This is a genomic window from Streptomyces sp. G5(2025) (assembly GCF_049542075.1).
Classification (GTDB): domain Bacteria; phylum Actinomycetota; class Actinomycetes; order Streptomycetales; family Streptomycetaceae; genus Streptomyces.
In genome coordinates, this window is record NZ_JBMUZT010000006.1 from 3,601,389 (window position 1) to 3,622,732 (window position 21,344).

Consider the following 21,344-nt stretch of genomic DNA (forward strand, 5'->3'; position numbering starts at 1 on the left):
GTCAAGATGGCAGAAGGGGGAACCACCATGCCCGTCATAGCCCTCCTCGCAGCCGTGGTCGTCGTCACCGTCGAGCAGCTCGTGCAGTGGAAGTACGGCACGATGGGCATCGCCGGTCTTCTCCTGCTGACCGTCGGGGTCAAGGCGAAGAACGCCACGTGCAGCTCCATCGGCGCCGTGGTCCTCGCCCTGATGGTGACAGGCCCGGCAAGCTGAGCAGCGGGCCGGCGGCGGTCGACGGGAAGCCACGCTCGGCCCGCCGCCGGAGTCACGCTCAGCCCGCCGCCAACTCAAGGTCACAGCTGATCGTGTTCCACAGCGCGTCGAACCACAGGTGGGACTGCTCCACGAACGTCGCGTCCCGCAGCCCGTCCCCTTGCCGGAAGGGAAAGAGCATCGACTGCGTGCCCTGCGCGTCGTACATCTCCAGGGACTCCTGGCCGATCTCCTCGTCCCGCTTGGTGAGCGTGTAGTACGCGAAGAGCGCCTCCGAGCCGTTGATCAGGTACAGCTTCACCGGCGGCGTGAACGGCAGCGCGCGGAACTGCACCGATACGTCGATGCCGTGCGAGGCCCGCAGCGCGAGGAGGTTGTGGCGCAGCACCTGCCCCTGCGCGTTGCGCTGGTCGAGCCAGCGGCGGTGCACCTGCCCGCTCTCGTCCTTCCCGCCGTCGACCGCCGCCGGGAAGGCGAGGGCGATGTCGCGGCTCGGCAGCAGCACCCGGACGTCGACCTTGGCCGGTTTGCGCTGCCCGGCGTGGATCCGCCGGAGCGGTTCGCCGATCGCCATGGTGAGCGAGATGGAGGTCAGGCAGAGTGCGTCGATCTCCACGTGGGGCGCGTCGAAGGCCGCCGCGACGCGTGGTGCGAGGCCGACCATCGTGGGCTGCGGGCGCGCCGCGCCGCCGCCTCCGAGCAGGCGTTCGGAAGGTTCGGCCACCGTGGCGGGGCTTCCCTTGGACACATTGGACAGGAGGTGCTCACGGTGCAGGATGCGCAGCGCCTCGCGCACGGCGCCGCGCTCCACACCGAACTCGTCCGCCAGCTCGGCCTGTGTCGACATGCGCTGGCCCGGCCGCAGCGATCCGGACCTGATGCGGTCGCGCAGTACGTCGGCCACCTCGCGGTGGGAGCGCCGCTTCTTGCGCCCGTTGACGGGGGCGGGTTCCGTGCTCACAACCAAACAGTACAACTTCGCGCCATCTTACGGGAGTTGTCGGAAAGGTGGTTATGAGTCGACTCCCAGCGGAGATAAGTCAGTTGAAGTTGGTAGCCAACTTTGGCGACATGGTCAGACCCCTCCGGGGTTGGCCACCACCCATCGGCAGTCGCGGCGAAGCACCGGCCCGGCCCGCCAGTTGGTCACCGGCCGAACGGGGACCGCCACCCCGATCCGAAGGAGGAACGCCATGCCGCTCATCGCTCTTGTCGTCGCCGCCCTCGCCATCGGCTTCGAACAGCTCATCCAGTGGAGGTACGGACCACTGGGCATCATCGCCTTCGTCCTGCTGACCGTGGGGATCAAGGCGAAGAACACCAAGATCAGCGGGGTCGGGGCGGCACTGCTCGTCCTGCTCCTCGCCCAGTCGGGCTGACCGGCCCGGCCGAGCGGGTCCGACTGGCCGGGCTCCCCTCCGGAGGGGAGCCGGGAGTCCGGCCGGCCGTCGGAAAACCGAGCCCCGGCTCCCGGCTACGGGGGAGCCGGGGCTCACTCTTGCCGGGCCCGCCTCAGAAGATGTCCTGGCACCACGGCCGCCGGGCCGTGCGGAACAGGGCGTCGGCCACCGCGGCCGCCCCCGCCCGCTCCTCCCCCACACGCCCCAGCGCCACGAGCCGCGCCACGGACTCGTCCCCCAGCCACAGCCGCCCCAACCCGGCGACGTCCAAGGTGAGATCGGCTTTCTGCCGGGTCGGCGCGCACACCGCGCCACCGCTCTCCGCCACCTCCAGCCGATAGCGCCCTCCGGCGAGCCCCGCCGCGTCGGCGACCTCCAGAACGAGCGCGCCGGACCCCGCGTACGTACGCGCCTCCAAGGCCCGTACGACGTCCAGGATCCGCACCCAGAGCCAGTCCGCGTGCCCGGACACACGGGCCGCGCGGGGGTCCGGCAGCAGCTGCGGGAGCAGGTCGTCGGGGGCCCGCCAGCCGGACTTCACCGTGACGACCCGGTCGACCGAACAGACGTAGTGCCACAGGGCCCGCTCGGCAGCGGGCGTGACAGCGGTCAGCGAGAGCACCGTCAAGGTACTGCTCGGCAGCAGGGTGTCGCTCCACTCGTTGTCCGTGGCGCGGTACGCGACCAGGCCCTCGACACGCCCCGACGGATCGCGGTAGAGGGCGTGGAACGGCTCCTCCCAGGGGTCTTCGGGCGTGACCCGCTGCCCGGTGTTCCGCAGCCACCACCACTGGTCGCGGTCGATGGCGCCGTGCCGCGCGGCCCTGAACCGCTCGTGCAGCTCCGGCCCGAACTCGCGTACGTCGTCACCGTCGACGAGGTCGATGCGGGCCCCGGGGTCCTCGGGCCCCGACCAGCGCGGGTCGAGCCCCGAGCGCGGCACGTCGACCGTCCACTCGGTGACCGAGGTCGCGGGCCCGAAGCCGAACCGGCCGTAGATCCCGTACTCGGCGGAGATGAGCGTGGCGACGACGTCACCGCGCTCCTTCGCCGCCGCGAGATCGGCGGTCATCATGCGGGTGAGGATGCCGCGGCGCCGGTGAGTGGGCGCGACGGTCACCGCGGAGACGGCGTTGGCGGCCACGGCGGCGCCGCCCACCGCGGTCACCTCCTGCCGGAGGGAGCGGTACGTGCCCACGCAGCGGCCCCGGTCGAAGGCGCCCTGCGTCCTGGCCAGGTCACCCCGGGCGCGGGCGTGCGCCACGGCCTCGTCGGAGACGGCGGCCAGCGGCCGGAGGAACCCCGCGTTGGCGGCGCGCAGCCAACCGGGGAACTCCTCCTCCGTGACCGCTCTCACCTCGACCTCGCCCTGAACCGCACCCTCAAGATCACTCATGCGCCCACGCTAGGCAGCGCGAAGCCCCGGCGCACGGGAATTTCCGTGCGCCGGGGCCGGCCCGCTCCCCGCGGTCACACCAGCAGGTCGTCCACCTGCGCCTCGCCCTCGCGGTACCGCCGGGTGATCTCCGCGCTACAGTCGTCCGCCGTGCGCTGGAGCGACTGGCGGCGCCGGGAGACCTGCTGCTCGTACCGGACGAGGCGGCCCATGGCCGCGTGCAGCTCGTCGTCCGTGCGGGCCGCGAGGTCCGACAGCGCGACCTCGGCGAGCATCTCCGTGGCCAGCAGGCGGTACTCCTCGCTGTGCGGCGTGCCGAGCGTGACGTGCCGGGCCGACGAGCGCTGCCGGGCCGGGGCGTCCGCCAGGATCTCCGAGAGCCGGTCGACGACGGCCGCCTCCGGGGTGGGCTTCAGCGTGTCCCCGCGGCGCGCGATCTCGGCCCGCAGGATGTCGATGCGCCCTTGCAGGAGCCGCCGCACGTAGCTGAGGTCGGCCTCGTCCCGCTGCGCTGCCCGGCGCAGCTCACGAAGCTCCGGCAGCCGCCGCGCCGCCAGATCGCGCACCGGCACGTCGGGGGGCAGCAGCGGACTCGCCGTGCGCTGCGTCGGTGGACGCGGAACCGGTGTGCGCCGCAGCGAGATGCGGCCGGGCGACTGCCCCGTACTTGGTGTGATCATGTTGCTCTACCCGTCCCCTCGACCGGCCTCCGCGGTGCACCGCGTGTGAGCATCGTGCCACCCCGAGTGGCCGCTATGTGAATGAGTGCCCGCAATCAGCCCCAGATGGGGGGATCCTGAGCATCCGATGAGACCGTCGGGACCATCGGGGTACCCGGCCGGCCGCCGCCGGGAACACGGCATGATGACCGTATGCGAGCAGTGGTGCAGAGGGTGGACGGCGCGAGCGTGGTCGTCGAGGGCGCGGACGGCGCCGAGACGGTGGGCGAGATCGACGGCGAGGGCCTGTGCGTCCTGGTGGGCGTCACCCACGACGACACCAAGGAGAAGGCGGCCCAACTCGCCCGCAAACTCTGGACGTTGCGCATGCTGGCCGACGAGAGGTCGTGCAGCGACACCGACGCGCCGCTGCTGGTCATCAGCCAGTTCACGCTCTACGGAGACGCCCGCAAGGGCCGCCGCCCCACCTGGAACGCGGCGGCCCCCGGAGACGTCGCCGAACCCCTTGTCGAGGAGGTCGTGGCGCAGCTGCGAGCCCTCGGGGCGACGGTGGCGACGGGCCGGTTCGGGGCGCGGATGCGGGTGGGCCTGACGAACGACGGCCCGTTCACGGTGCTCCTGGAGATGTGACACCCCGCGCCCCGGGGGCGGCTACGGCTCGACCACGACCTCCTGCGCCGCGGCCACGTTCCCGGCGAGCAGCTCCGCGTCCACCGGCACGTTCCGCTTGACCAGGGCCAGCGCGATGGGCCCCAGCTCGTGGTGGCGTACGGCGGTCGTCACGAACCCCAGCTTCCGGCCCTCGGCCCCGTCGGCGGCGAGCTGGAGCGGCGTACCCGCCACCGGCAGGTGCACCTCGCTGCCGTCCAGGTGGAGGAAGACCAGGCGGCGCGGCGGCTTCCCCAGGTTGTGGACGCGGGCGACGGTCTCCTGCCCGCGGTAGCACCCCTTCTGGAGGTGCACGGCGGTGCCGATCCAGCCCAGCTCGTGGGGGATCGTGCGGTGGTCGGTCTCGAAGCCGAGGCGCGGCCGGTGCGACTCCACACGCAGCGCCTCGTACGCGAGGAGCCCGGCGGCGGGGCCGTTCCCTTCGGCGTACGCCTCCAGGTCCGTCCGCGGCAGGAACAGGTCCCGGCCGTGTGCCGTCTCGCGTACGGCGACTCCCTCGGGGACCGGGGCGATGGAACCGGCGGGGAGGTGGACGACGGCGAACTCGTCGGTGCGGTCGGCGACTTCGACGCGGTAGAAGAACTTCATGCTCTCCAGGTACGCGATGAGCGCGTCCTGGGTGCCGGGCTCGACGTGCGCCCAGACGGTCTCGCCGTCGTCCACGAGATACAGGGCGTGCTCGATGTGGCCGTTGGCGGAGAGGATCAGCGCTTCGGTGGCCTGGCCTGCGGGCAGCTCGCTGACGTGCTGGGTGAGCAGGAGGTGCAGCCAGCTCAGCCGGTCGGAGCCGGTGACGGTGACCACGCCGCGGTGGGAGAGGTCGACGAAACCGGTGCCGTCGGCGAGGGCGCGCTGCTCGCGGAACAGGTCGCCGTAGTGGGCGGCGATGCCTTCGTCCACGCCCTCGGCGGGGACGGCGCCGGGCAGGGACAAGAGGGGGCTCTTCATGTTCACAAAGAGTACGACCAGCGAGCCCCGGCTTTTATTTCTGCCGGCACTTCCCGCACTGCCCGAAGATCGCGAAGTGCTTCAGGTCGGTGTCAAAGCCGAACGTCTCGCGCAGCTTCGCGGTGAACTCCGCAGCGACCTCGGTGTCGGCCTCGATGACGTCCGTGCAGTCCCGGCAGACCAGGTGCATGTGGTGGTGACGGTCGGCCAGGTGGTACGTCGGCGCGCCGTGCCCGAGGTGGGCGTGCGAGACGAGGCCCAGCTCCTCCAGGAGCTCAAGGGTCCGGTACACCGTGGAGATGTTCACCCCCGACGCCGTCTTGCGCACTTCGCAGAGGATGTCGTCGGGGGTCGCGTGCTCAAGAGTGTCGACGGCTTCGAGAACAAGCTGGCGCTGCGGAGTCAGCCGGTAGCCGCGCTGCCGCAGATCGCTCTTCCAGTCGGAGTCGGTGCTCGCCACACCAGAGATTCTAGGTCTACTTGAAAAAAGCGATGCCGTCGTCGGGCAGGTCGCCGAGGTTGCGCGCCATGGCGGCGACCTCCTCGGGCGTGACGACCTTCTTGAGCTGCGCCGACATGTAGGGGCGCAGCGGCACCTCGGGGGTCTGCTTCTCGCCGACCCACATCAGGTCGCCCTTCACGTAGCCGTAGAGCCGCTTGCCGCCGGTGTAGGGGCCGGAGGCGGCGGTGCGCGCGACGGCGTCCGTGACCAGGTCGATCTGCGGCTTCTTGTCGGCCAGCTCGCCGTACCAGACCTCGACGACGCCGTCGTCGCGGACCATCACGACCTCGACGTTGCGGGGGCCCTTGTCACCTTCGGCGGAGACGCGCCAGAAGCCGGACTCGGACTCCAGCGGCTTCACCTTGTTGCCCTCGGCGTCGAGCACCCAGGTGTACGAGCGGTACTCGATGAAGTCCCGCCCGTCGTGCGTGAAGGAGACCTCCTGGCCGAAATTCGCCTTCTCGGCGCCGGGGAAGTCGGTGACGCCCGCGCCCGCCCAGTTGCCGAGGAGGAAGGCGAGGGGGACGAGGGAGGGGTGCAGGTCGGACGGAATCTCGATCATGGGAAGCTCAGGCGATCTGTGGTGGTGGGGTGAGTGCACAGCGCGCGAAGCGCACCATCAGGGGTGGTGGTCGGGCGACGGGTGGGCGGGTATCAGCGCTGGCCCTGGTACAGCTTCTTCACGGTGAGCCCGGCGAAGGCGAGAACGCCGACGCAGACCAGGACCAGCAGGGCGGAGAAGAAGGCCTCAAGCACGGGGTGCTCCTCGGTGAGCTGTTGGGGCAGGTATCAGAGCCGGTCCCACTGTAGTCGGGCTGCGCCCGTCTCTCTCTGTGAGGGCCCTTACGTGTGGGGCCTTACGATGCCGCCATGGCGAAGAAGCTCGTGATCAAGGTGACCGCCGGGGCCGACGCCCCCGAGCGCTGCTCCCAGGCCTTCACGGTCGCGGCCGTGGCCGTGGCCAGCGGGGTGGAGGTGTCGCTCTGGCTGACCGGCGAGTCGTCGTGGTTCGCGCTGCCGGGCCGCGCGGCGGAATTCGACCTTCCGCATGCCGCGCCGCTGCCGGACCTGATCGACTCGATCATGTCGGCGGGCCGCATCACGCTCTGCACGCAGTGCGCGGCGCGCCGCGACATCTCGGAGCAGGACGTCATCCCCGGCGTGCGGATCGCGGGCGCGCAGGTCTTCGTCCAGGAGGCGACGACGGACGGCGTCCAGGCGCTCGTGTACTGAGCCGGCCCGGTCGTACGCTGGACGTATGTACGCGCGCAGGCGCCATGTGTACTTCGTGATGATGGGGACGTGCCTCACGCTGTTCGTCCTGGCGTGGGGCGTCGTGCGGCTGTGGTCGATGCCGGTCGCCGTCGGCATGTGCGTGGTGGCGATGGTGATCCCGCCGCTGGCGGCGATGGTGGCGAACCGGCGCGGTCCGGACGACCGCTGGTGGGACGACCCTTCCGGGGACCCGAAGTCGGACGAGTGGTGGGACGAGCTGGACGGCAGACGCCGCCGGTAGCCGAAGAGCCGCACCCCGTTCCAGTGGCGTCCAACCCCCTGGGGTGCGGCCCTTCAGCCGTTCATGGCGCGATGCGGATCAGACCGCGATCGCGACCTCCGCGAGGCCGCCCGTCTGGGCGACGACCGTACGGTCGGCCGTGCCGCCGGGGACCAGCGCCCGGACGGTCCACGTGCCCTCGGCGGCGTAGAAACGGAACTGTCCGGTGGCCGAGGTGGGGACCTCGGCGGTGAACTCGCCGGTCGAGTCGAGCAGGCGCACGTAACCGGTGACGGGCTCGCCGTCGCGGGTCACCTGGCCCTGGATCGTGGTCTCACCGGGCTTGATCGTCGAAGCGTCGGGGCCGCCGGCCTTTGCTCCACACATGGGTGCTCCTGAGGGGTCGAGACGGGAGAGGAGGGGAGGGGACGGAGGGTCCGGGGAATTACTTGTTGGCGCCGAGCTCGATCGGCACGCCGACGAGCGAGCCGTACTCGGTCCAGGAGCCGTCGTAGTTCTTGACGTTGGTCTGGCCGAGCAGCTCGTGCAGGACGAACCAGGTCAGGGCCGAGCGCTCACCGATGCGGCAGTAGGCGATGGTGTCCTTCGACAGGTCCACCTGCTCGGCCTCGTAGAGGGCCTTGAGCTCCTCGTCGGACTTGAACGTGCCGTCGTCGTTGGCGTTCTTCGACCACGGGATGTTGCGGGCGCTCGGCACGTGGCCGGGGCGCTGCGACTGCTCCTGCGGGAGGTGGGCCGGGGCGAGCAGCTTGCCGCTGAACTCGTCGGGCGAGCGCACGTCCACCAGGTTCTGCGCGCCGATCGCGGCCACGACGTCGTCGCGGAAGGCGCGGATCGAGGTGTCCTGGGGCTTGGCCTTGTACGCGGTGGCGGGCCGGTTCGGGACCTCGGCGCCGTCGACCAGGTCGCGGGAGTCCAGCTCCCACTTCTTGCGGCCGCCGTCGAGGAGCTTCACGTCCTGGTGGCCGTAGAGCTTGAAGTACCAGAAGGCGTACGAGGCGAACCAGTTGTTGTTGCCGCCGTAGAGGACGACGGTGGAGTCGTTCGCGATGCCCTTCGCCGACAGGAGCTTCTCGAAGCCCTCCTGGTCGATGAAGTCACGGCGGACCGGGTCCTGGAGGTCCTTGGTCCAGTCGATGCGGATCGCGTTCTTGATGTGGTTCTTGTCGTACGCGGAGGTGTCCTCGTCGACCTCGACGAGGACGACCTTCGGGTCGTCGATGTGGGCCTCGACCCAGTCGGCGTCTACCAGGACGTCGCTGCGGCTCATGCTTCTCTCCTCCGGGGCAGTTACGGCGGTACGGCTGTGCGAGGGGACGTGCGGGTACGGCTGAGACGCGCGGGGAGGCACGGGCGTACGTGGCACGGGGGGTGGCCCTGACCGAAGTCGTCGACGGGCCGGGGGAATACGGGAGTTGCGGCTCCCGCTAGAAGGTGCGACAGAGCATGGCGGCGACGCGGCACAGGTCTACTGCCCGCCGCTTCGTGAGGTCCGCCTGTCGGTTCATAGAGCCGATCGTAGGGACGCGGGGGCGGCCGTGTCACCGGTGCTCCGTATATTGAGACACGATCGTCCACGATGTGGGAATGACGGAAGCCCGGGGCCGCCCCGGTGGGGCCCCGGGCTCCGTGTCGTGCCCGTCACATCCGCCCGCCGGACGCTCCGTCTCGCACTGCGGACGAGGGCCTGGCGGCGGGGTTCAGGTCGAGGTTCAGCCGGTCAGGCTCACGTTCGAGCCGGTCACCGTCATGTCGACGCCGTCCGGCGCGGCCTGGACCTTCTCCAGCTTGATCCCGGCCGGCAGGTCGTCGATCTTCTGCTCGAAGTCGGTGACGTCGCGGACCATGCCCTCGGGCAGCGGGACGGCGACGCCGAGGACCTCCAGCTTCTTCGGGATCTCATCCGCGTGGACCTTGATGGTGTCGCCCTCGACCCGCAGGGAGCTGAGCACGTGGACGGGCTTGGGCAGCTTCGCGCCGCCCTTGCTGACCTCGACCTCGACCTTGATCTTGCCGTTGCCGCCGTCGGAGAGGCCGACGACCTTGCCGGTGGCCCCGAGCGGCAGCGACACGGGCTCGGACTTGCCGGCCTTCAGCAGCTCGTCGTACGAGACGTGCGCGGTGCCCGTGGCGGTCGCGGCCGTCGCCGAGCTGTAGTCACCGGAGAACTCCACGCCCTTCATGTGGGCGGTCAGGTCGGCGATGCGGACCGAGTCGGAGCCGGACCGGGCGTCGTAGTCCTTGATGCCGATCTCCACGTCGTCGAGCTCACCGCCCGCGACCTGCGTCAGGAAGGGGAAACCCTTGATGGAGACGTCGGGGGTCTCGCTCAGCCCCTCGCTGGTGCGCAGCTTCTCCGCCGCCTCGTTCTCGGCGAAGTTCACGGCGAGCCGGTCGGCCCCCACGAACAGACCCCCGAGGACCACGACGACGACCAGAAGTATGCGTACGGCGCGCTTGCTCATGTCCGGTCTTCCCCACCTTGATCCCCCGCCTCAACTGTCCTTCCCGCGAGCCTAAAGGACAGGTCCCCGGCCCTTGAGCCCGGCCGGGGACCTGTCGATCAGCTGTGACGATCCGACGATCGCGTACGTCCGTCACGGAACGTCCGTCAGCCGATGGCACGGCCGAGGAGGTAGACGGCCGGCGCGGCGGCGGCCAGCGGGAGCGCGACACCCGCCGTCATGTGCACGAAGCGCGACGGGTAGTCGTAGCTCGCGGCGCGGTGCCCGATCAGCGCGCAGACCCCGGCGCCGACGGCGAGCAGCGCGCCCTTGCTCCCCAGGTCCGTCATGCCGCCGGCCGCGACCCCGGCGCCGGCGGCCGCGAGCAGCGCCACGACGACGGAGACCGGCGTGGGCAGCGGCAGCGCGCGGGCGATCATCGCGACGGCGACCGCGACGCCGCCCACGACGACGGCGTCGGAGATCGCCGCCAGGTGCCCGGCGGCGATGATCGCGAGGGCGGCGGAGACGACGGTGGCCATCAGCCCGTACATCCGCTCGTCCGCCCCGGCCCGGCTGCGCAACTGGAGGACGAGCACCAGCAGCACCCACACGCCGAGGGTGCCGAGGATCGCGGCGGGCGCGTGCTCCTTGCCGACGGCGAGCAGCACCACATCGGCGACGACACCGCCGAGGAAGGCGAGCGCGATGCCCTGCCGGGCGGGCCACATGCCGTTGAGCCGGAACCAGCCCGCGGCGGTCACGGCCTGGAGGATCACCAGCGGCACGAGCAGGGCGTACGGCCCCACGGCGGCGCCCGCGGCGAGCAGCAGCCCGAGCACCGCGGTCAGGGCGGCGGGCTGGATCCCCGGCTCGATGATCGGCGAACGCCCCTCGGCGCGGGCGCGCTGGGCGTCGGTGACGCGGGTGTTGCCGGTGACGGTGGCGGGACCGAATGAGGGCGCGGGCGCCTCGCCCGCGGGTTCGCTCGCCGCCGCCACCGGCGGCAGAGCCTGCCCGTAGGGATCGCCCTGCACGGGCAGGTACGCCGTCTCCGTCACGTCCACGGCCGCGGCAGGCGGCTGCACCTGCGTCTCCCAGGTCTGCCCTTCCCATTGCTGGGTGTACTGATCCTGGTGTCGGCCTTGGTAGTGGTCCTGGTACTGGTCCTGGGGGTAATGCTGCTCCGGGTAAGGCTGCTGGGCGTACTGCTGTTGGTCCGGGTACGCCTGCTGGGGGGTGGCGTACTGCTGCTGGTCCGGGTAAGGATGCTGGGCGTACTGCTGCTGGTCCGGGTACTGCTGCTGCCCGGCGTAGGGGTCGTACCCCTCGTAGCCCTCATAGCCCTCGTACGGCTGATTGGACATGGCGCTCATCCTCCTGCGAACGGCGGGAGCACCTCGACCGTGCCGCCCTCGGCCAGCCGTACGGTCTCATGCCCGCGGGTCCCGACGGGGGCACCGTCGACCAGGAAGGAGCACCGCTGGAGGACCCGGACGAGTTCTCCGGGGTGCCGCTCACGGGCGGCGGCCAGCGCTTCGGCGAGCGTCGCCGCCGCGTACGGCTCCTCGGCGACGCCTGCGGCCGCCTTGGCAGCGGCCCAGTAACGAATGGTGCCGTTCACCATGCGACTCCCCTTTCAGTCGGCGGTTGCCGACGTCCATGATGCCGTGGCCCACGCCGCGATCCGCCCCGCGAGCTCGTCCGAGGCCGCGTGCTCCGCGTGCCCCATGCCTTCCTCCAGCCACAGTTCGGCGCCTTCCGGCGCGGCGGCGGCCACCATCCGGGGGTGGTCGACGGGGAAGTAAGGGTCACGGGTGCCATGCACGACGAGCAGCGGTGTCGCGCCGATCAGGGCGACGGACTCGACCGGCGAGAGAGGGACGGGGTCCCACTCGTGCGGGTGGATTCGGGTGCGCAGCCCGAATCGGCCGACCACGCGCCCTGTGGGCCGCGTCACGACCCAGTGGAGCCGCCGCATCGGCGCCGTTCCCCGGTAGTACCAGCGCGCCGGGGCGCTGACCGCGACCACCGCGTCGGTCCGCGCTTCCGTGCGCCCCCGGTGTGACGCGGCGTGACGGAGCACGACGGAACCCCCCATCGAGAACCCCACCGTCACGACGTGCGCATGACCGAGCGACCGCGCCCACTCCACCGCCGCCGCCAGGTCGAGCACCTCGCGGTCGCCGACCGTGGAGTGCCCGCCGGACGCGCCGTGCCCCCGGAAGGAGAACGTGATCACGGCCGCACGCTGCGCGAAGACGCCCGCGATGCGGCGCACGTGGGGCCGCGCGAGGTCCCCGGTGAAGCCGTGCGCGAGGACGATCGCGACGCCCCCGTGACCGGTCGGGCTCCCCGGACCGGGGTCGTACGCGGCGTCGATGGCGACCCCGTCCTGTGTACGGAGCGTGGCGCGCCGTCGAACATGAGGCTGACCGCGAGTGAGCGGCCGCACAGAAGATCGCGCCTTTTGACCTGCCGGACCGGAACTCATGTGAGCTATTGTGCTGGGCAGAGGATCCGGGCAACGCAGCCCCCGGGTCCTTTTGTGCTTTCAGGCGGCCCAGGGCGCGGGCCCCCGGAATCGCAGCAGCATCCGTACCGAGCAGTGCCGTAAACGTCCTCGCAGGGACCGAGGAGGAACCGACGTTATGGGCGAGCGAAACGTGCACGACGACCGCAGGACTACCCAGGCAGGTGGGGCGCGATGAGCTCTCTGCTGCTCCTGACCAATGCCCTCCAGCCGTCGACGGAGGTGCTCCCCGCCCTCGGCCTGCTCCTTCACAACGTGCGCGTCGCCCCGGCGGAGGGGCCCGCTCTCGTCGACACCCCCGGTGCCGACGTCATCCTGATCGACGGGCGCCGCGACCTTCCGCAGGTGCGCAGTCTCTGCCAGCTGCTGCGCTCCACCGGGCCCGGCTGTCCGCTGGTCCTCGTGGTCACCGAGGGCGGCCTCGCGGCCGTCACCGCGGACTGGGGCATCGACGACGTACTCCTCGACACGGCAGGACCGGCCGAGGTGGAGGCGCGGCTGCGGCTCGCGATGGGCCGCCAGCAGATCACCTCCGACGACTCCCCCATGGAGATCCGCAACGGCGATCTCTCCGTGGACGAGGCGACGTACAGCGCGAAGCTCAAGGGCCGGGTCCTGGACCTGACCTTCAAGGAGTTCGAGCTGCTCAAGTACCTGGCGCAGCACCCGGGCCGGGTCTTCACGCGCGCCCAGCTGCTCCAGGAGGTCTGGGGCTACGACTACTTCGGCGGCACGCGCACGGTCGACGTCCATGTGCGGCGGCTGCGCGCCAAGCTCGGCGTCGAGCACGAGTCGCTCATCGGCACCGTCCGGAATGTCGGTTACCGCTTCGTGGTCCCGGAGAAGGTCGAGCGCGCGGCCGAGGAGGAGAAGGCGAAGGCGGCGAAGCCCAGGGCCGAGGGGGCCGCGGCGCCCCGGGCCGAGCAAGCTGTCGCACGGCCTGCGGGGCAGTAGGTCCATCCGCGTAGACTGCGCGCGTGGCCAAGGTGACGCGGGACGATGTGGCGCGACTGGCGGGTACTTCGACCGCGGTCGTCAGTTATGTCATCAACAACGGACCCCGGCCGGTCGCCCCGGCCACGCGCGAGCGTGTACTCGCCGCGATCAAGGAGCTGGGCTACCGCCCGGACCGGGTCGCGCAGGCCATGGCGTCCCGGCGCACGGACCTCATAGGCATGATCGTGCCCGACGCGCGCCAGCCGTTCTTCGCGGAGATGACGCACGCCGTCGAACAGGCGGCGTCCGAGCGCGGGAAGATGGTCCTCGTCGGCAACTCCGACTACGTGGAGGAGCGCGAGACCCACTACCTGCGCGCCTTCCTCGGCATGCGGGTCTCCGGCCTCATCCTCGTCAGCCACGGCCTGACCGACCAGGCCGCCGCCGAGATAGACGCGTGGGACGCGCGCGTGGTGCTCCTGCACGAGCGGCCCGAGGCCATCGACGACGTCGCGGTCGTCACGGACGACGTCGGCGGCGCGCAGCTCGCCACCCGCCACCTCCTCGAACACGGCCACGAGTACGTGGCCTGCCTCGGCGGCATGGCCGAGACCCCGACCGTCGGCGACCCCGTCTCCGACCACGTCGAGGGCTGGCGCCGCGCGATGCGGGAGGCCGGGCGGTCGGTGGAGGGACGCCTCTTCGAAGCGCCGTACAACCGCTACGACGCGTACGAGGTCGGCTTGGAGCTGCTCGCCGGGCCCGACCGGCCCACCGCCATCTTCTGCTCGACGGACGACCAGGCCATCGGTGTGCTGCGGGCCGCGCGCGAACTGCGCATCGACGTGCCCGGGGAGCTGGCCGTCGCCGGCTTCGACGACGTCAAGGAGGCGGGCCTCACGGACCCGCCGCTGACGACCGTGGCCTCCGACCGCCCCGCGATGGCCCGCGCGGCCGTGGACCTCGTCCTGGACGACGGGCTGCGGGTCGCGGGTTCGCGCCGCGAGCGGTTGAAGCAGTTCCCCTCGCGGCTGGTCGTACGCCGGTCCTGCGGCTGCCGGTGAGCGTCCCCGCGGGGCGGGCTTTATAACGGGCATACGCACTTCTGCCGGGCTTCTCAGGACGTACTCAGGCAGTTCTCATGTACGCCGGTCACTGTCGATGACATGACCGAGACCTTCCGCCACAGCGGCGAGTACCCCCAGCAGCAGTCGTCAGCGCCTGTGCACCACGGCGGTACGCGGGGCGGCTTCCCGCCCCCGCCCGCCTACGCGCCGGAGGCACCCCACGGGCCCGCCCCGCGCCGGCGCAGGGCCAAGGGTCCCGTGGCCCTGCTCGCCGCCGTCGCCATCGCGGCGGCGGCCGTGGGCGGCGGCACCGCGTACGCCGTGCAGACACTGACCGACCAGGGCAGCGCCACCGCGGCCACCGGTACGAACGCCGTGCCGACCAGCAAGAAGGGCACCGTCTCCGGGGTCGCCGAGGCGGTCAGCCCGAGCATCGTCGAGATCAGCGCCAGCACCGCCCAGGGCAAGTCGACGGGCTCCGGCGTGATCACCAAGAGCGACGGCGAGATCATCACCAACAACCACGTGATCTCCGGTGCCACCTCGATCAAGGTGCGCACGAACGACGGCAGGACGTACGACGCCGAGGTCATCGGCACCGACAGCAAGAAGGACCTCGCGCTCGTCCAGCTGAAGGGCGCCTCCGGGCTCAAGCCGGCGACGCTCGGCGACTCCGACAAGGTCGAGGTCGGTGACGAGGTCGTCGCCATCGGCTCCCCCGAGGGCCTGACCGGCACCGTCACCAGCGGCATCGTCTCCGCGCTCGACCGGGACGTCACCGTCTCCACCGGCGAGGGCCAGGAGCAGCCGCAGAGCCCGCAGGGCGGCTGGCCGTTCGAGTTCGGCGGGCAGGAGTTCAACGGCGACACCGGGTCGTCGAAGACCACGTACAAGGCGCTCCAGACCGACGCCTCGCTCAACCCCGGCAACTCCGGTGGCGCCCTCATCGACATGAGCGGCAACATCATCGGCATCAACTCCGCGATGTACGCGCCCAGTTCGTCGGCGCAGGGCGGCGGCGACTCGGCCTCCGGCAGTGTCGGCCTCGGCTTCGCCATCCCCATCGACACCGTCAAGGACGACCTCGGAAAACTGCGGTCGGGCTCGCAGACCTGACACGGCGGCCGGAACGCGGCCCGCGTGCGAGGCTGATACCGGCCCCGTTCCATCCCTTTCCCGTTTCCCGAGGAAGTCCGAAGCCCATGAACCCCGCCGAAGGCGACCGCACCGGTGACCGCGAGCAGCAGCGCATCCTGATCGTGGACGACGAGCCCGCCGTGCGGGAGGCGCTGCAACGCAGTCTCGCCTTCGAGGGGTACGCCACCGAGGTCGCCGTCGACGGCGCCGACGCCCTGGAGAAGGCCGCGGCCCACCGCCCCGACCTGGTCGTACTGGACATCCAGATGCCCCGCATGGACGGCCTCACCGCCGCCCGCAGGCTCCGCGCCACCGGGTCGACCACGCCGATCCTGATGCTCACCGCGCGCGACACGGTCGGCGACCGCGTCACGGGACTCGACGCGGGCGCCGACGACTACCTGGTCAAGCCCTTCGAGCTGGACGAGCTCTTCGCCCGCATCCGCGCCCTGCTCAGGCGCAGTTCGTACGCCGCCGGAGCGGGGCAGGCCGAGGAGGGCGACATCCTCGCCTTCGCCGACCTGCGGATGGACCTGGCGACGCGCGAGGTCACGCGGGGCGGGCGGACGGTGGAACTGACCCGGACGGAATTCACCCTGCTGGAGATGTTCCTGGCACACCCCCGCCAGGTCCTGACCCGCGAACAGATCCTCAAGGCCGTCTGGGGCTTCGACTTCGAGCCGTCCTCCAACTCCCTGGATGTGTACGTGATGTACCTGCGCCGCAAGACGGAGGCGGCCGGCGAACCGCGCCTCGTGCACACGGTGCGGGGTGTGGGGTACGTGCTGCGGGGCGGCGAGTGAGCGGCCTCGTCCGGCGGTTCCGGGGGCTGCCGCTGCGGTCCCGGCTGGCGTTGCTGGTCGCCACGGCCGTGGCGGTGGCGGTGGCCATGGCGGCGGCGGTGTGCTGGTTCGTGGTGCGGGACGCGTTGGTGGATTCGTTGGACGACTCGCTGGACCAGAGCCGCGTGACCGACAACTGGGACAACTATGTGAACGGCATGATCGACGCGGACGGCCGCTGCCGCCGCACGATCGTCGACCAGAACAACGCGCCACCGAACCTGCTCGACCAGACCGTGCAGGTGGTCGATCAGACCGGCGGCAGCTGTGTCGTCCTCGGCAAGCAGAGCCTCGCCCTGAAGAAGGCGGACACCGCGGTCGCCCTCCGCGAGTCACCGTCCACCTTCCACAACGCCACCGCCTCCGACGGCACCGAGTACCGCGTGCTCACCTACCCCCTGGACGGCACCGCGTACGCCGTCTCCCTGGCCCGCCCCCTCAGCGAGGTGCAGGACACACTCGACAACCTCGCCCTGCTGCTGTCGCTGGTGGGCGGTGTCGGCATCCTCGGCGCGGGAGTGGCCGGCCTCTGGGTGGCCCGTACCGGTCTGCGCCCGGTGGACCGTCTCACCGAGGCCGTGGAGCACGTGGCCCGCACCGAGGACCTGGACCTTCGTATCCCCGTCGAGGGTGACGACGAGATCGCCCGCCTGTCGGAGTCCTTCAACTCCATGACCGCCTCGCTGGCCTCCTCCCGCGACCTCCAGCAACAACTCATCGCCGACGCGGGCCACGAACTGCGCACCCCGCTGACTTCCTTGCGTACGAACATCGAGTTGCTGGCCCGCAGCGAGGACACCGGCCGGGCCATCCCGCCCGACGACCGCAGGGCGCTGCTCGCCTCCGTCAAGGCACAGATGACGGAACTGGCCTCGCTGATCGGGGACCTCCAGGAGCTGTCCCGGCCCGACGCGGGCCACGGCGGCGCCAAGGTCCAGGTCATCGCCCTGCACGACATCGTCGAAGCGGCCCTGGACCGGGCCCGGCTGCGCGGCCCCGAGCTGACCTTCACGGCGGACCTCTCCCCCTGGTACGTCCGCGCGGAACCGGCCGCGCTGGAGCGCGCCGTGGTCAACCTCCTGGACAACGCGGTGAAGTTCGGCCCCCCGGGCTCGGCCATCGAGGTCGCCCTGCGGGAGGGCGAACTGACAGTGCGCGACCACGGCCCCGGCATCCCCGCCGAGGAACTCCCCCACGTCTTCGACCGCTTCTGGCGCTCGCCCACCGCGCGGAGCCTGCCGGGTTCGGGCCTGGGCCTGTCGATCGTGGCCCGCACGGTACGCCAGTCGGGCGGCGAGGTGACCCTGGCCGCGGCGGACGGCGGCGGCACGGTCGCCTCGGTCCGGCTGCCGGGCGCGTCGACGCCGCCGCCTAGCGAACTGCCTTGAGCGAGGCGATGAACGATGCCCAGGGCTGGGCGCCGATGAGGAGGGGGCGGGCGGCGGGGGTCTTGCTGTCGCGGACGGGAACGAAGCCCGGGTAGCCGTCGGCGACCTCGACGCAGTTCGTACCGCCCCCGTCGCTGTACGACGACTTGCGCCATACGGCGGTGCTCAGGTCGGGGGTGCGGCCCGTGATCAACGAACTGCCTTGAGCGAGCCGATGAACGACGCCCAGGGCTGGGCACCGATGAGGAGGGGGCGGGCGGCGGGGGTCTTGCTGTCGCGGACGGGGACGAAGCCCGGATAGCCGTCGGCGACCTCGACGCAATCGTTGGCTCCCCCCTCGCTGTACGACGACTTGCGCCATTGCACGGAGTTGAGGTCGGGGGTACGCGTCATGATCTGTGTTCCTCCAGAACGCCCCTGATGAACGCGAGTGACTCCGGCGGGGACAACGCCAGGTCTCTGAGCCGATCGTAGGACAGCCGATGCCGCAGGGTCTCGCTCGGATCCTCGATCAACTCACTGCAGCCGTTGCCCTCCTTGTAAGCAACCGCGCTTCCGTCCTTCTGCCACAGCAGCGTCAGCGACCCGTTCATGTGGTGGTGGACACCGGCCGAGAACGGCAGCACCTGGATGACGGTGTTGGACCACATCGCGACGGTCTCCAGGTGCAGCAACTGGTCGCGCCACGTCTGCATGTTGGCAGCCGGTCGGCGGAAAGCGAACTCGTCCATGATGACCCGGACATCCGGCACCGGGTCTTGCCGCAACAGGTACTGCCGTCCCACCCGCGCGGCCACCTGCTCCTCTACTAACTCGCGGCCGCCCGCCGCTGTCTGCCCGCCAGACAACACCTCGTAGGCGAAGTCCTCGGTCTGGAGAAGTCCGGGCACCCCAGGCGTGAACAGCCGCATCACTCGAGCCGTCGCCTCAAGCCCCATGAACTCCTTGTACTGATCCTTGAACGCCTCCCGTCGAGCCCCCTTCCAGTGGGTGACGAGCAGGTCCCCGGACCCGTAGTAACGGTCAAGGTCCTCCATGACCGCCAGCTTCGACAGCCGCTCACCGCTCTCAAGGCGTGACAGGTAGCTCTTGTCGTACGCGGTGTCCTCCGCCAGCTTGCCCAGCGATATGCCTGCCTTCTCCCTCAGATACCGGAGCGTGCGCGCGAGCGACCCGCGTCCCGACTCCGCCTCCACAGGCGCCTGTTCGGGCATGCCGGTGACCCCTCTCGTTGTCCTGCGTACGGACAACTTCCCCACCCTGTCGGAACGTACGCCGAATCCGTGAGCATCAGAACACGCAAGGTAATCACCGCTCGCCAAGCCAAGGAGCACCACCGTGACCGACCAGGACGAAGAGCAGGAACGCGGGCGCCTGAGGCTGCTCCCCTGGAGCTCGCCCGAGGGCAAACCCTGCTACCTCGATACCGACGACTCCCGAAGCCTGCTGTCACGCCTGGCAGACGACGTGGAAGAAGCCCAGCTGTCCTCCGCCCGTGACGTGCTGCTCGGCTCCGAGGCGGTCCTGGCCGACGTCGCGGCAGGGGAACGAGCCGTCCGCTTCGCCCTGACCCGGACCACCGAGTCCCTCCGCGAAACGCTGCGCGTCGCGCACAGCAGAGGTGACCGCATCCGGAGCTGATCGGCACCCCGCCGACCCGTCGCCGGGCGGGCGGCGCGAGGAATTGCCCCGCCTTTCTGGAGGCGAACTGCACCAAGGACTGGGGCAATCCGCGGCCTAGAGTCGTACTCACAAGGCCACGGGGGAACCCGGGACCACCGCCCGGAGCAGGGAGAACGACCATGAACGCCAACGTCCTCAAGCCGGTTCTGACCCGCGCCGCCACCGCCGAGACCACCAGTGACCCGAGCAGCGTCATGACCCTGCTCGCCGACTCCGGCACGGACGGCAGCTCGGTCACCAGTTACCGCTCGACGTTCGCCAAGGGGGCCGTGGGCGCCCCCGCCCACTTCCACACCGCGGCATCGGAGCTGTTCTTCGTCATCAGCGGCTCCCTCCAGGTGCTCGTCGACGACGAGGTGAAGGTGCTGGAGCAGGGCGACTTCCTGCTCGTGCCGCCGCACACTCCGCACGCCTTCGCCGCGGCCCCGGGTGCCGAGGCCGACGTCCTGTTCGTCTTCACGCCCGGCATGCCGCGCTTCGACTACCTGCGGCTGCTCGGCCGCGTGATGCGGGGCGAGGCGAGCCCGCAGGAGATCAAGGACTCCTCCGAGCGGTACGACAACCACTACGTGGACAGCCCGGCGTGGCGCGCCGCCCTCGAAGCCGGGCAGTGACCTGATAAGCCCCCGTGGGCCTCTATGGGCCCCTATGGGCCCCTATGGGCCGAAGCCCAGCCCCGTCCCCGTGAGCCGCACCCGGATGCCCTCCTTCTCCACCGTCACGTCCCGGAGCGTCACCGTCCCCGGCCCGGGCAGCTTCGGCAGCTGAAAGGCGAGGGTGAGGCGGTCGGCCAGGGCGGGGCGGGTGAGCTGGGCCAGGCCCTTGAGGAGGGCGGGGTCAAGGCCGAGCTTCTTGAGCAGCTCGGGGTGGCCCATGGCCACGTCGATGAGGTTGAGGCCCATCACGTCGTTCACGAAGCGCGGTGAACCGGTGAGGTCGCCCAGCTTGGCGTCGCTCTTGAGGGCCTCGCGCACGACGGACTCGGGGACGCCGAGCCGCTTCACGATCGCCGGAACGGACAGCAGCGCCTTCGCCTTGGCCGTCTCCTTGGCCACGCGGTCGGCCGAGCTGCGCGACAGGTGCAGGCCCTCCTTCTCGCGCGTGCCGGGGCGGTACGTCGCCAGGTCGCCCAGTTGCAGGCTCATGCCGCCGATGTCGGTGGAGATGCCGCGCTCGCCGTTGCGCTGGATGCGGGCGTCGGCGCGCACCTTCAGGTCGTGTCCCGCGACGGGCAGCGTGCCGCGCGCGAGGACCTCGTCACGGCCACGGCCGGTGAACGTGACCTGGGAGGCGCCCAGTTCGCGGTTGAGGTCCTCGAAGGACAGCAGCACTTCGCCGTCCATGGCGCCGATGCGGGCGCCCTTGATGGACGTGGGCCCCTCGCCGAGGATCGTGACGTCGGTGGCGGTCGCGGAGACCTTGGCGAGCGAGACGCGGTCGGCGGCGACGTCCGGGACGGTCACCTTCACCCGCTCCAGACGCTTGTCGAGGACCTGGGTGAGGAACGGGAACCCTTCGATGTCGACCTCCGGCGCCGCGCTCAGATCCATCTGCTCCTTGAGCTTCTCCGCGGCCTCGTGTTCGGCGTAGAGCAGGGCCCAGCGGTCGCCCAGGGCGAGGAAGGCGGTGGCGACGACGACGGCGACCAGGGCTTTCGCGGCGAGCGGCAGCCCGGCGAACCGGCGGCGGGCGCGGCCCCGGCCCCTGCGGCTCCTGCGGCTCCTGCCACGGCGGTGATTGGGCGGCGCCCAGGGGGCCTCATCGGCCGCATCAGGCCTGTCGAGGTTGTCGGGCCTGTCGAGGTTGTCGGGCCTGTCCTCGTGGAGGAACTCCTCCAGCGGGTTCGGCGCGAGGGCTGCCAGCTCGTCGTACGGATTGCGGTAGAGCTTGTCGGGGGTGTTGGCGGGGGTGCTGGAGGGCTCGTCCGGAGGTGGCTGCGTGGTTATGCGGTGGGGGGAACGCATCAGATGATCTCACCATACGTTCA

General features: G+C 70.9%; 29 protein-coding genes. 12 read left to right on the top strand and 17 right to left on the bottom strand.

Annotated elements, in window-relative coordinates; translation table 11 throughout:
* The first annotated feature begins 27 nt into the window (after positions 1-27).
* Positions 28-216 (top strand): hypothetical protein, encoded by a 189-nt coding sequence (locus ACOBQB_RS27135; RefSeq protein WP_423595127.1) that lies wholly within the window; start codon positions 28-30, stop codon positions 214-216.
* Positions 217-274: 58 nt separating this feature from the next.
* On the opposite strand, the gene ACOBQB_RS27140 is transcribed toward ACOBQB_RS27135, so the two are convergent.
* Positions 275-1,177, bottom strand: a complete 903-nt coding sequence (locus ACOBQB_RS27140) for a winged helix-turn-helix domain-containing protein (protein WP_423595129.1) — start codon at positions 1,175-1,177, stop codon at positions 275-277.
* Between the two features lie 232 nt (positions 1,178-1,409).
* Between ACOBQB_RS27140 and ACOBQB_RS27145 the strand changes: the two genes are divergently transcribed.
* A complete protein-coding gene (locus ACOBQB_RS27145; RefSeq protein ID WP_423595131.1) occupies positions 1,410-1,595 on the top strand; it encodes a hypothetical protein in 186 nt (61 codons plus the stop codon).
* A 133-nt stretch (positions 1,596-1,728) separates the two neighbouring features.
* Here the strand turns inward: ACOBQB_RS27145 and ACOBQB_RS27150 are convergent, their stop codons facing one another.
* Together ACOBQB_RS27150 and ACOBQB_RS27155 are read right to left on the bottom strand one after the other, a co-directional pair.
* A complete protein-coding gene (locus ACOBQB_RS27150) occupies positions 1,729-3,012 on the bottom strand; it encodes a GNAT family N-acetyltransferase (RefSeq protein ID WP_423595133.1) in 1,284 nt (427 codons plus the stop codon).
* Between the two features lie 74 nt (positions 3,013-3,086).
* A complete protein-coding gene (locus ACOBQB_RS27155) occupies positions 3,087-3,692 on the bottom strand; it encodes an ABC transporter substrate-binding protein (RefSeq protein WP_423595135.1) in 606 nt (201 codons plus the stop codon).
* 192 nt (positions 3,693-3,884) lie between these two features.
* Here ACOBQB_RS27155 and dtd point away from each other — a divergent pair, with 192 nt between their 5' ends.
* Complete coding sequence (dtd, locus tag ACOBQB_RS27160) at positions 3,885-4,322, top strand: D-aminoacyl-tRNA deacylase (RefSeq protein ID WP_423595137.1); 438 nt, start codon at positions 3,885-3,887, stop codon at positions 4,320-4,322.
* A gap of 21 nt (positions 4,323-4,343) precedes the next feature.
* Here the strand turns inward: dtd and ACOBQB_RS27165 are convergent, their stop codons facing one another.
* Genes ACOBQB_RS27165 through ACOBQB_RS27175 form a run of 3 tightly spaced genes read right to left on the bottom strand, consistent with a single transcriptional unit; the run spans position 4,344 to position 6,373 of the window.
* Positions 4,344-5,309 (bottom strand): YgfZ/GcvT domain-containing protein, encoded by a 966-nt coding sequence (locus ACOBQB_RS27165; protein WP_423595139.1) that lies wholly within the window; start codon positions 5,307-5,309, stop codon positions 4,344-4,346.
* 34 nt (positions 5,310-5,343) lie between these two features.
* Complete coding sequence (locus ACOBQB_RS27170; protein WP_423595141.1) at positions 5,344-5,769, bottom strand: Fur family transcriptional regulator; 426 nt, start codon at positions 5,767-5,769, stop codon at positions 5,344-5,346.
* A gap of 16 nt (positions 5,770-5,785) precedes the next feature.
* Entirely contained in the window at positions 5,786-6,373 is a 588-nt protein-coding gene (locus ACOBQB_RS27175) for an FABP family protein (RefSeq protein WP_423595143.1), read from the bottom strand.
* A gap of 308 nt (positions 6,374-6,681) precedes the next feature.
* Between ACOBQB_RS27175 and ACOBQB_RS27180 the strand changes: the two genes are divergently transcribed.
* On the top strand, positions 6,682-7,044 hold the full coding sequence (locus tag ACOBQB_RS27180; protein WP_423595145.1) for a DsrE family protein: 363 nt from the start codon (positions 6,682-6,684) through the stop codon (positions 7,042-7,044).
* Positions 7,045-7,069: 25 nt separating this feature from the next.
* Positions 7,070-7,327 carry a DUF3099 domain-containing protein gene (locus ACOBQB_RS27185; RefSeq protein WP_423595147.1) on the top strand — a complete coding sequence of 86 codons (258 nt, stop codon included), beginning with the start codon at positions 7,070-7,072 and terminating at the stop codon, positions 7,325-7,327.
* Positions 7,328-7,405: 78 nt separating this feature from the next.
* On the opposite strand, the gene ACOBQB_RS27190 is transcribed toward ACOBQB_RS27185, so the two are convergent.
* The 7 genes from ACOBQB_RS27190 to ACOBQB_RS27220 form a co-directional block, all read right to left on the bottom strand.
* The gene (locus ACOBQB_RS27190) at positions 7,406-7,693 is read right to left on the bottom strand and encodes a DUF1416 domain-containing protein (RefSeq protein WP_054232391.1); all 288 of its coding nucleotides are present in this window, start codon (positions 7,691-7,693) and stop codon (positions 7,406-7,408) included.
* 58 nt (positions 7,694-7,751) lie between these two features.
* Positions 7,752-8,597: a sulfurtransferase gene (locus ACOBQB_RS27195; RefSeq protein ID WP_423595150.1), complete on the bottom strand. Its 846-nt coding sequence runs from the start codon at positions 8,595-8,597 to the stop codon at positions 7,752-7,754.
* A gap of 157 nt (positions 8,598-8,754) precedes the next feature.
* A complete protein-coding gene (locus tag ACOBQB_RS27200) occupies positions 8,755-8,835 on the bottom strand; it encodes a putative leader peptide (RefSeq protein WP_356580218.1) in 81 nt (26 codons plus the stop codon).
* Positions 8,836-9,039: 204 nt separating this feature from the next.
* Complete coding sequence (locus ACOBQB_RS27205; protein WP_423595152.1) at positions 9,040-9,792, bottom strand: DUF2993 domain-containing protein; 753 nt, start codon at positions 9,790-9,792, stop codon at positions 9,040-9,042.
* A gap of 146 nt (positions 9,793-9,938) precedes the next feature.
* Positions 9,939-11,138 carry a hypothetical protein gene (locus ACOBQB_RS27210; RefSeq protein WP_423595154.1) on the bottom strand — a complete coding sequence of 400 codons (1,200 nt, stop codon included), beginning with the start codon at positions 11,136-11,138 and terminating at the stop codon, positions 9,939-9,941.
* A gap of 5 nt (positions 11,139-11,143) precedes the next feature.
* Positions 11,144-11,398: a MoaD/ThiS family protein gene (locus tag ACOBQB_RS27215; RefSeq protein ID WP_423595156.1), complete on the bottom strand. Its 255-nt coding sequence runs from the start codon at positions 11,396-11,398 to the stop codon at positions 11,144-11,146.
* A 12-nt stretch (positions 11,399-11,410) separates the two neighbouring features.
* Entirely contained in the window at positions 11,411-12,265 is an 855-nt protein-coding gene (locus tag ACOBQB_RS27220) for an alpha/beta hydrolase (RefSeq protein ID WP_423595158.1), read from the bottom strand.
* A 213-nt stretch (positions 12,266-12,478) separates the two neighbouring features.
* On the opposite strand from ACOBQB_RS27220, the gene ACOBQB_RS27225 reads away from it, so the two are divergent.
* From ACOBQB_RS27225 to ACOBQB_RS27245, 5 genes are all read left to right on the top strand, one after another.
* Entirely contained in the window at positions 12,479-13,258 is a 780-nt protein-coding gene (locus tag ACOBQB_RS27225; protein ID WP_423595160.1) for a response regulator transcription factor, read from the top strand.
* A gap of 23 nt (positions 13,259-13,281) precedes the next feature.
* Positions 13,282-14,304, top strand: coding sequence for a LacI family DNA-binding transcriptional regulator (locus ACOBQB_RS27230; protein WP_423595162.1), 1,023 nt, complete (start codon positions 13,282-13,284; stop codon positions 14,302-14,304).
* 102 nt (positions 14,305-14,406) lie between these two features.
* Positions 14,407-15,423 carry a S1C family serine protease gene (locus tag ACOBQB_RS27235; RefSeq protein WP_423595164.1) on the top strand — a complete coding sequence of 339 codons (1,017 nt, stop codon included), beginning with the start codon at positions 14,407-14,409 and terminating at the stop codon, positions 15,421-15,423.
* An 86-nt stretch (positions 15,424-15,509) separates the two neighbouring features.
* The gene (locus tag ACOBQB_RS27240; protein WP_423595166.1) at positions 15,510-16,247 is read left to right on the top strand and encodes a response regulator transcription factor; all 738 of its coding nucleotides are present in this window, start codon (positions 15,510-15,512) and stop codon (positions 16,245-16,247) included.
* Positions 16,244-17,674 (top strand): HAMP domain-containing sensor histidine kinase, encoded by a 1,431-nt coding sequence (locus ACOBQB_RS27245; protein WP_423595168.1) that lies wholly within the window; start codon positions 16,244-16,246, stop codon positions 17,672-17,674. The genes ACOBQB_RS27240 and ACOBQB_RS27245 overlap by 4 nt, the downstream gene beginning before the upstream one ends.
* Here the strand turns inward: ACOBQB_RS27245 and ACOBQB_RS27250 are convergent.
* From ACOBQB_RS27250 to ACOBQB_RS27260, 3 genes are read right to left on the bottom strand one after another with little or no spacing between them, the layout of a single operon-like run.
* Positions 17,658-17,867: a DUF397 domain-containing protein gene (locus ACOBQB_RS27250; protein ID WP_423595170.1), complete on the bottom strand. Its 210-nt coding sequence runs from the start codon at positions 17,865-17,867 to the stop codon at positions 17,658-17,660. The genes ACOBQB_RS27245 and ACOBQB_RS27250 overlap by 17 nt on opposite strands.
* Positions 17,864-18,067, bottom strand: coding sequence for a DUF397 domain-containing protein (locus ACOBQB_RS27255; protein ID WP_423595172.1), 204 nt, complete (start codon positions 18,065-18,067; stop codon positions 17,864-17,866). Before ACOBQB_RS27255 ends, ACOBQB_RS27250 begins: the two co-directional genes overlap by 4 nt.
* Positions 18,064-18,888, bottom strand: a complete 825-nt coding sequence (locus ACOBQB_RS27260) for a helix-turn-helix domain-containing protein (protein ID WP_423595174.1) — start codon at positions 18,886-18,888, stop codon at positions 18,064-18,066. Before ACOBQB_RS27260 ends, ACOBQB_RS27255 begins: the two co-directional genes overlap by 4 nt.
* A gap of 124 nt (positions 18,889-19,012) precedes the next feature.
* Between ACOBQB_RS27260 and ACOBQB_RS27265 the strand changes: the two genes are divergently transcribed.
* Positions 19,013-19,315, top strand: coding sequence for a hypothetical protein (locus tag ACOBQB_RS27265; RefSeq protein ID WP_423595176.1), 303 nt, complete (start codon positions 19,013-19,015; stop codon positions 19,313-19,315).
* A gap of 161 nt (positions 19,316-19,476) precedes the next feature.
* Positions 19,477-19,971, top strand: a complete 495-nt coding sequence (locus ACOBQB_RS27270; RefSeq protein ID WP_423595178.1) for a cupin domain-containing protein — start codon at positions 19,477-19,479, stop codon at positions 19,969-19,971.
* Positions 19,972-20,013: 42 nt separating this feature from the next.
* On the opposite strand, the gene ACOBQB_RS27275 is transcribed toward ACOBQB_RS27270, so the two are convergent.
* Entirely contained in the window at positions 20,014-21,321 is a 1,308-nt protein-coding gene (locus tag ACOBQB_RS27275) for a DUF2993 domain-containing protein (protein ID WP_423595180.1), read from the bottom strand.
* Positions 21,322-21,344: the final 23 nt, after the last annotated feature.